1 protein-coding gene is annotated in these 309 nt (G+C 39.8%); it reads right to left on the reverse strand.

The window, feature by feature from the left end:
• Positions 1-309: hypothetical protein (locus tag ACNKXV_RS14040; RefSeq protein WP_417908337.1), on the reverse strand; the 309-nt coding region annotated here is incomplete at both ends.

Genomic DNA, 309 nt, shown 5'->3' on the forward strand with positions numbered 1-309 from the left:
TTGATCATTTCCTGAGCTTTGACTAAACGTCTGGACTCCGAAAAAAGTATCTGACCAGAAAGTGAATATACTTCTAAAGTAGCCATTAAGTTTTCTCCCGGCCGGTTATGAATAAAATAAAAGTTGCTTTGATCTGAGCTGGGGTTTGGATAAACCAAGTGTTCAAGAATTTTTATTTGCTCACTTCCTCGTACTTCGATCCTAAACTCCAGCTTACTGCTGTTTCCTACATTATCCCAAGCCAAAATCTCCACTTCATTGGATCCTTCTTCTAAGCCTGAAATAGTGAATGCTGCCTCACCGTGTTTG

The organism is Christiangramia aquimixticola, from assembly GCF_048285835.1.
GTDB classification, from domain to species: domain Bacteria; phylum Bacteroidota; class Bacteroidia; order Flavobacteriales; family Flavobacteriaceae; genus Christiangramia; species Christiangramia aquimixticola.